The sequence below is a fragment of the Streptomyces sp. NPDC058240 genome (genome assembly GCF_042882135.1).
Taxonomy (GTDB): domain Bacteria; phylum Actinomycetota; class Actinomycetes; order Streptomycetales; family Streptomycetaceae; genus Streptomyces.
In genome coordinates this window covers 24,459-32,969 of record NZ_JBHVWT010000053.1, presented here as the reverse complement: position 1 = coordinate 32,969, position 8,511 = coordinate 24,459, and the positions used below count along the sequence as shown (strand labels likewise).

At 64.7% G+C, this 8,511-nt stretch carries 3 protein-coding genes and 2 pseudogenes; 3 read left to right on the top strand and 2 right to left on the bottom strand.

The genetic code is table 11. The annotated features are described in order from the left end of the window. Nucleotides 1-291: 291 nt before the first annotated feature. From ACFVX4_RS36725 to ACFVX4_RS36715, 3 genes and pseudogenes are all read left to right on the top strand, one after another. Nucleotides 292-522, top strand: coding sequence for a helix-turn-helix domain-containing protein (locus ACFVX4_RS36725; RefSeq protein WP_389986285.1), 231 nt, complete (start codon nt 292-294; stop codon nt 520-522). Between the two features lie 12 nt (nt 523-534). Then, nucleotides 535-810: a winged helix-turn-helix domain-containing protein gene (locus ACFVX4_RS36720; protein ID WP_389986282.1), complete on the top strand. Its 276-nt coding sequence runs from the start codon at nt 535-537 to the stop codon at nt 808-810. Continuing rightward, nucleotides 789-1,196: pseudogene (locus tag ACFVX4_RS36715) on the top strand (transposase); the annotation flags it as partial. The gene ACFVX4_RS36720 and the pseudogene ACFVX4_RS36715, both read left to right, overlap by 22 nt. A gap of 28 nt (nt 1,197-1,224) precedes the next feature. Here the strand turns inward: ACFVX4_RS36715 and ACFVX4_RS36710 are convergent. Further along, nucleotides 1,225-2,049 (bottom strand): hypothetical protein, encoded by an 825-nt coding sequence (locus ACFVX4_RS36710; RefSeq protein ID WP_389986279.1) that lies wholly within the window; start codon nt 2,047-2,049, stop codon nt 1,225-1,227. A 337-nt stretch (nt 2,050-2,386) separates the two neighbouring features. Further along, nucleotides 2,387-8,494 (bottom strand): annotated as a pseudogene (locus ACFVX4_RS36705) (DNRLRE domain-containing protein). Between the last annotated feature and the right edge of the window lie 17 nt (nt 8,495-8,511).

The window sequence follows — 8,511 nt, the reverse complement described above, 5'->3', positions numbered from 1 at the left end:
CGAGAGCTACGCCGCAGGACTCCACCTGCGCGGCTCCATCCTCTGGCTACGCAGTCTGCCGACCACCCGGTGATCCGAACTCAGAACAGGCCCTAACGTCTTCCGGTCCGGCCAGATGATGACGATGCACTTTCAGGTGCTGGGGACCCGCTCGTGTTACTGAGGTTGAACTCGTGGAGTCGTACAGGCTGACGGACCGTCGCCTGTGCGATATCACCAGGACATGCGGTATCCACAGGGAGCGGACTGACCTCCGAACGGCAGTAGTTCCGCATAGAGTTGCGGCTCAAGGTGGCAGAGAGGTTCGCCCAGGGCGAGGCGAGCTCGGAGATCGTCAAGGAACTGCGGGTCAGCGTCCGCTCGGTGCAGCGATGGCGGCAGATGTGGGACGAGGGCGGTCCGCGGGCTCTGCGGTCACAGGGGCCGGCGTCGCTGCTGAGGCTGAGCGAGAAGCAGTTCGCCCCGCTGGAGGCGGAGCTGACCAAGGGAGCCAGCCGGGCACGGCTGGAAGACCAACGCTAGACCCTGAGCCGGGTGAAGACGGTGATCGGTCGGCGCTTCCACCTGACCTACACGGTCCAGGGCGTGCGCAAGCTGCTTGTGCGCAATGGCTGGTCCTGCCAGGTTCCGGCCCAACGGGCGGTCGAGCGGGACGACGGGGCGGTGGCCGAGTGGGTCAAGGAGGTGTGGCCCTGTGAGGAAGACTCGCGGCGACCCGTGGAGCCTGGCTCGTCTTCGAGGACGGGGCAGGATTTCTCCACGACGCCGCCGCAGGCCAGGACCCAAGCCCCCGCCACAGGTCGCGGCTGATCTACCGGCCGCGACGGGACGACGGCCGCAAGAGCTTCTCCTGGCACGACTACCGGAACCTGCTGATCGCCCCACACCAGCAACTCGGCGGCCCGATGGTGCTCGTCTGGTTCAACCTGAATGTCCACAAGCCGCTGGCCTGCGGGAGTTCGCCGCCTCCTGGGACTTGGCTGACCATCTACTACCTGCCGCCCAACGCTCCTGACCTCAACCCCGTCGAACGGATCTGGTCACTGCTGCGGCGTGGCTGGCTCTCCAACGTCGCCTTCAGCACCCCCGAACACCTCGTCCAGCACATCCGACGCGGCTTACGGCACATCCAGTACCGCAGCGACCTATTAGACGGCTGCCTCGCTGAGACCGGCCTGACCATCAGACCCACCTGAGCAACCCAGCAACATCACGAGTTCAACCTCAGTAGTCCTTTTCGCGAAGTTCTACGTACATCTCTCGCAGTATCGAAATGTCAGATTGCGAATGACCTAGACGTGCAGCCTCGTCAATGACGTGCGGAATCTCATCGAGTTTTCCTTGATCGGCCAGAAAACGAGCCAAACTGGCTGCTGCAGCGCCGTCACGACCAGCCATCCCCAGTCGCAGATGCCGCTCCGCCTCCGCCTGGTTTCCCAAGTCGTCCATAATGATGGCGAGGTTTAGATGCGAATATGTCTCCCCAAGAGCGATGGCCAATTCATGCTGCGCGACCGCCTCATCCAATCGACCTTGAGGCTTTAGCCAATTCGCGAAGTGAAAATGAGCTTCTGGTGCCCCGTCTAGAGACCTCCTGAAAGCCTCTTCCGTGTTACTAATAGCATCCTCTCCGGTTGGGAATTTCCACAGATACAAAGCGTGCGCCAGTTCGGCACCTTCCGTTCCATCTTTTATGGCCTTCGTTACGTACGCCGAAGCTTCACCCTTCTCCCCTTTTTCAATCTGAACGCGCGCAAGGTAGGCAAGTACTGCAGTACTACCAGAGTCGTACGCCACTTTTAGCCACAGGTAGGCAGAACCGTAATCTCGTAGATCGAAATACAATTTCCCCAAATTGCCTGCAGCGAGCCCATCCCCTTCCTCGGCAGCTTCTCTCAGAACTTCTTCAGCTTCGAATGTGCGGTCGATATCGGAAAGATAGCATCCGAAGTTATTTCGTGCGCCAACAATTCCCTCTTCTATTGCGATCCGGTACCAGTGTTCCGCTTCATTGGAGCTCCCGTCAATCATACTTGCGATGTCTGCCAAGTAAAGCGCTACCTCTGTGCCACCATTTCTAATGCATTCCCGCAGCACTTCCACAGCGTCCTGGAGTGCTCCTTCATTTTCGAGCGCTTCGGCGAGCGTGACCGCAGCGCCGGGGTCGCCCCCTTTTGCCGCTCGATGCAGCAGCCTCCCTCCTGCCTCTCGCGCGCCCCCATACATAAGAAGCCTTCCCCAGCGAGATCCAATTCCCACAATTTCCACCTATGTTTAATGCGGACCTGAAGGGCTGCCGCCTAAGTTGCTAGGTGGCAGCCCGTGACGTTTAGCCGAAGGAGCTAGTATAGCTCGCGGTAGCTCCTTCGACTCCTACCATGCGGTTCTAGTGACGGAAGCGGTAGAAGTACGGGTTCACATTGATCCTTCTGGTTGTCCAACCCCAACCCCGCAAGCCGCCCCAGCGACCAAAAGGCTTCCACTTGCCATTTGAACGCTTCTTCCATCCGCCATGTCCCTTGGCGTTCTGATGCTTGTCCTTTTTCGACTTGCTCGCCCCCGTCCGGTGCTCCTTCCTATTGCCTTGATTCCACTTCTTCTTCTTGGCGAACGCCGCAATATGATTACTGTTATATTTCTTGGAGAAACCGCCCCAAAAGAGCCATGCGAATCGACCGTCAAGGTCAACGCACTTAAGTGGTTCGCCGTAACAGTAGTCGTAGGCGTTAGCATTTCCGCCCGGGACAGGATCGACAGAGAGGAAGCGTCCTGTCTGCGCATTGTAGAGGCGGACGCCCATGAGAGTGAGACCGGTGAGGGTTTCACTGGAGCGTTGTTTGGCGCCGAGCCAGTTGTAGCGCGTGGCTGCCTGGCCAGGGCGGGTGTTGCCGTACTCGTCCGAGTCCAGCGCGACGGGGGCTTTGCTGGTGTCCAGCGGGAGCTGGAGGGCGACGTCGCCGTGGATGGTGGTGAGCTGGAGGACGGTGTCGCCGGTCTTGCTGGTCGTCGCGGCGAGGTCTCCGGAAGCGGAGTCGACGTTACGGGTCAGCACGCCGGTGGCGGTGTCCTCGGTGATCCAGCGGGGGTTGTCGCCGTCGCTGTCGTAGTGGTTGAGCTTGGACTGTGTCTGGGTCCAGGTGGTGCCGCTGCCGGTCTCGACCTTCCAGGAGCGGAAGCGCAGGTTGGCGTCGAGCTGCCAGGTCTGGCGCTTGCCGCCCGATGTCTGCTGGTAGGCGAGGTCGTTGGCGTAGTAGCCGATGGTGCTGGCGGGCAGGGCGGTGGTGCGGCCGAAGGCGTCGTAGGTGTAGCCCGAGTCGACGAGCCGGTCGGCGCTGTCGTAGGTGTGGTTGGTGGTGGTGCCTCCGGTGGTGGCGCAGTCGAGGCCGGGTGCGGCTGTCGTCGTGGTGAGCGACTTGCGGTTGGTGCGTGTGTCGAAGGCGTACGCCCGGCGGGTGCACACCGTCTCGGAGGTGTCCTCGACGGTGGTGAGCCGCCCGATGTTGTCGTAGCGGTAGGTCTGGTCGGACCAGCCCGCGTGGTTGGTTACCTGACTGTGGATCGACTCGGTCACAGTGTCGGAGTAGACGATCGCACCGTCGCTGTCGCGGGTGTAGGTGCGGTCGGCAGCCGATCCGGTGGTGTCCTCGGTCTGCTTGAGCGTGTATCCGCCCGGCAGCTTTTCGCTGCTGACGGAGCCGTCGGCATCGTAAGCGGCGGAGAAGGCGCCTGCGATGGAGTCGGTGGTCTTGGTGACCAGGCCTCGCGGCTCAGCGGCGTGGTCGTAGGTGAGCGTGACCGTGGAGGGCACGTTGTCGCTGACCTTGACCGGGCGGTCGAGCAGGTCGTACTCGGTTGTGGTGACGCCGCCGTCGGCGTCGGTGTAGGAGATCTGGCGGCCGAGCTTGTCGAATGCCTTGGTGATCGTTCCGCCGGTCGGCGACGTTGCCTTCACGGCCAGGCCGGTGGCCGGGTCGTAGCTGGTGGTCGACTCGGGCACAGCCTGGCCCAGACCGCCGGTGATGGCCACCTTCGTGGCACGGCCGGCGTTGTCGTAGGTGGTTGTGGTGGTGCGGGTGGTGCCGTTGGCCGTGTCGGTGACCGTGTCCGCATTGCCCCACCAGTCGTACGTGGTGGTGGAGGTGGGCAGGTTCGCCGGGTTGGTGCCGCCGCCGGTGATGGCGCCGGCCGGGCCGGTGGAGCACACTTGGTCGGCCCATTCCGGACGTCCGTTGCAGGCGCCGGTGCCGGTCGCAGACCAGTATGTGGTCACCCGCGTGCCCGCGTCGGTGCCGGTGGCGCCGGGAAGCCGCTGCTGGGTCACGCGGCCCTGGGCGTCGTACTGGGTGGTCTCGGTGATCGCCAGGCCACCAGGGTCCTTGATCGTCTGGGTGGGCATGCCCTTGGCCCAGTCATACACGGTCTGCACCGCACGGGACTCGCCCTGGACACTGGGGTGCTCACGCACTTGGGCACCGGTGACAGTTTTGGTGACCTGGTCCTTGACCGTCGCTGTTCCGTCGGTGGGACGGCCCGTGTCGTACTCGTTGACGGTCCAGGAGCGGGCGGTCACTGGCGTTCCGGCCGAGACCAGCGTGGTGCTGCCGGACTTCAGGTCGGTCGTCAGGTCGATGCGGTGCAGCGGCCCGAGTTCCTCCATCTCGCGGGTGCCGGCCTCATTGTAGAGCGAGGTGGTGGACAGCAGGTTTGCGCGCTCGGCCGAGGGCAGCTGCGCGATACCGAGGTCGGCCTGGGCCGCCCGGTCGCCCGTGCTCGTGCCGAGTGCGATGGCCCGGTTTGCGGCCGAGAGTTCGCGCACCGTGTTACCGAAGCGGTCGTACTCGGTGGTGGTGGTGTGCCCGCCGGGCGTGACAGCGTTGACCGGGCGCCCGGAGACACCCATGTAGGTGACGCTGGCACGGGTGTAGGACGAGGCGGTCAGTGCGTCACCGGAGTTCGCGGCAGGCACCGCGTCGGCGGGGAAGACCGCGGCTGCGTCGGTCGGGGCATTCGTCTGGCCCCAGCCCTTCACATTCGCGGCTCCCATCACGTAGGGAGCCTTCGTGCCGGTCAGTGGAACGTCGTAGACGATCGTGGTGGCGGCGGTGCCTTCCAAAACGTCCGTGGTGCCCTGCTTGAGGCCCGGGCGGGAAGCCTTGAGCAGCATGCCGTCACCGGCGGTGGCGGCACTGCCGGCCTTGCCGTAGGTGAATGTCCAGGGCAGCTCACCGGCAGCGGTCTGTCCGGTGACGCGGCCTGCACTGTCGTAGGTGTACTCGGTCTTCAGCGCCGGGCTGATCTGTGAGTCCCACGTCTGACGCAGACGGCCGTCCTTGTCGTAGGCGTAGGACTGTACGGCCTTGGCCGTCGCTGCGGCCGCGCCGGGCTCGGTGGACCACATCCGGATCTCCTTCACCTGGCCGGTGAAGTCGCCGAACGCGGAGTCGGTGGCGGTGGTGGAGGTCGCGTAAATGAACTCCAGCGCACGGCAGCCCTTGGTGGCCGGCGTTGCGGTGCACGTTGCGGCGCTCGTGGCGGAGGTCGGCGCGATGATCCGCTTCGGACGGGCGACCTTCTTGCCGTCCACGGTCACGGTCTCGGAGATCACCGTGGTCGTGGTGTTGGCCAGACCGTCCAGCAACGTGCTGGAGACCTGCCACGTTGCGACGGCCGGATCCGGCTTGGTGAACTCGGTGACCGTGCCGCTGGTGTCGGAGAGAGTGAAAGCGGTGCCGACAGTGCCGGTGAGAGTCAGGTCCTCGGAACCGGGCTCAGGGATCCAACCGTTCTTTGCGGAGTTGGAGGTGAAGTGGATGGCATCGCCTTCCACCAGCACCACGTCGACCGCGGTGGCAGACGCCTGGCGGATGTGGGAGTAGTCCGAATCGGTTGCCTCGGCGACGGTTCCAGACACCCATTCCTTGCCGAAGATCGGTGCCTGGCCCTCCTGGCTGGCGCCCTTTTGCGGGTCACGCGAGGAGGCTGTGCGTGAAATCGTCATGCCCAGCGCGGAGGTGTCGGTCTCCGACAAGGCGTAGTCACCGGTCAGCAGATTCACCGAGCCCGGGCCCACCTCCTCGGTCGCGGCGCCGCTCGCGTTGCGGTCGACGACCACGGTGAGCGGCTGGGTCGACCCGGCGGCGGAGTTCGGGCCGGTGAAGTCGGCCTTGATCTGGACGGTGCCGTCCGGATTGACAGTGTCGGTGGTGTTCCAGACCAAGGGCGCGCTCTTGCCGCTGGTCAAGGGCACAGGCCAGGCCGTCACCGGAGTACCGCCGGAAGTGACGTCACCCGCGGGGATCTTCACCCACGCATCGGCCTCCGAACGCCGCCAGGAGAACGACACCTGGTCGTACTTGCCACCGTCGGCCTCGGCGACCAGTGGCAGACGGCGAGCGGTACGCTCACCCTCGGCCGGCTGGACGAAGCCGCCGGGGCCGGCGTGGAAGGTGTACTCGATGGCCTCGGACTTGTTGTCCGCCTTGTCGACCGACCGCACCTGCAGGGTGTGGGTGCCGTCCTTCGGCGGGACGACGGAGATCGCCTTCGCGGTCGAGGTGCCACCGGTGGCGACCTTGGTCCAGGTCACCCCGTCCAGCGACCACTCGAGCCAGTTGTGGTCCGTGGCCGGCGGGGTCACGTTGAACACGCCGGTCTGGCCGGCGCCTTTGACCCATGCATTGGACGGATAGTCCGTCGAGGTGATCGAGCCGGGAGCGGACGGCGCCGATGTGTCGACGGTGAACGTCTTGTACTCCGACCAGCCGACGTTGTAATGCGTTCCGTCGTAGGGCGAGGTGCGGAACTTGTACGTCTTGCCGTTGGTCAGCACTCCGGTCGGAACAGTCACCGAGGCGACCTGCCCGCTGGGTACGAACTTCGACACGAGAACGTCGCCGACCTGTGTATTGGTGGCACTGTCGAAGATCTGGAAGGTGCCGTTGACCTTGTCACCATTGGGGTCGACGAACGTGTCCCGCAGCGTGGGCGTGGCCGTATTGACCACGTACGCACCGCCGTAGGAGAAGAACGGCGGACCCGCCTCCTGCTTCGTGCCCGTGCGCGGCCGGTAGTTGTAGGTCACCACAAGCTTCGGCGGGTTGGAGGCGGCATTGGCGGAGTTGATCCGCTTCCACTGCCCCGCGACGTTCTCGTCAGAGGCGCGCAGACCCATGTGAGACTTGGCCGCCTTGGCCGACGCCCATTCCTGCACCATCGAGGTCACATCGGCGTTGATCCAGCCGTCCGGCTGCGCGGTGCACGAGGCATTACCGAGTGTCTCCGAGGAGGTGGCCTTCTTCGCGGTCCACGCCGGCTGGTTGGGCGCGGCCCAGCGCGACGACGTCGAAGCGGCGCCGGTGGACCACACTTCCCACGGCTGCAAGGGACACGATGAACCGGTGTAGTTGCCGGAGTGGAAGTTCCACAGCGACAACTTCGCGTCCATCACCAGTGCGTCGGCGATCGGGGCGGTGTTCCACGAGATAAAGGAACGCGCGGTGCGGTACGTGCCGTCGGCGTTCTTCGTTCCCGGATTGCCCAGGTCGAGCTCGACGTCGCTCGACCAGTCGACTGTCTCGCCCTGCTGCACGTAGGTGTCGAAGACGTTGGACAGGGACGACGTGGAGGGATCCACCGTCACCGGATACTTCGTGGCCGGGTCGGCGAGGAACTCCGCATCCGGGGTAATCACCAGGTCGACGCTGGAGCCTTTGGCCACCACCTTCATCGCGACCGGCACCCGGCGGGTGTGCTCACCGGAGCGCTCGTCGACGGTGGAGTCCCACATCACCGGCGCAGGCATCAGCGCCTGCTTCTTGTTCCTCTTGTCCGTGAACAGCACGCTGCCGTCTGCCTGCTGCCTGGCTTTCAGACCCTTGGCCTTCAGAGGCAGTGTGTACGTGTAGCCGTCGGTGTCAGGCTTCTCCTTGATCTCGACGAACTACTCAAAGCCGGTACGGGTCGCCTCGACCACCACGTCAGCGCCGGGCACGGCGTTGACGTACTCAGCCCGTGTGCCCTCCAGCTTCGGCGCGGGCAGGCCGCCCTTCCACTGCAGCGTGATCTGCTGCTCGCCCTCACCGAGCGTCACCAGGTCGGTAGCGGTGGATGCCTGCGCCACCTTGAGTGACTTGGCCGGAGTGCCGGTCTTGCCCGCGAGCTTCAGTCCGCGGGGGTGGGCAATAGGCTCGACCGAGCCGTCAGAGCCCTGTACGAGTTCGAGATTGACGTCCCGCCACCCGTCAGTCGTTCCGTCTTCGAACCGAACCGGGCCAGCGGCGAGCTCGGTGGTGAGCGAACCGTCCTTGTTGGCCCACGTCGTGGACGTCTCGGTCCGCTCCGAGAGCGCCTCCACACGCTTACCGGACAGCCGCGCGGCAACCCGCGCAGATGGAATGTCCACTGCTTGCGTGGCCGCCGACTTCTTCGGCGCCGCAGGTGCCTTGGACGCCGCGGCGTCCGCCCGACTCGCACCGTCGATCAGCGTGACCGACAAGGCAAGCGTGAGCGTGC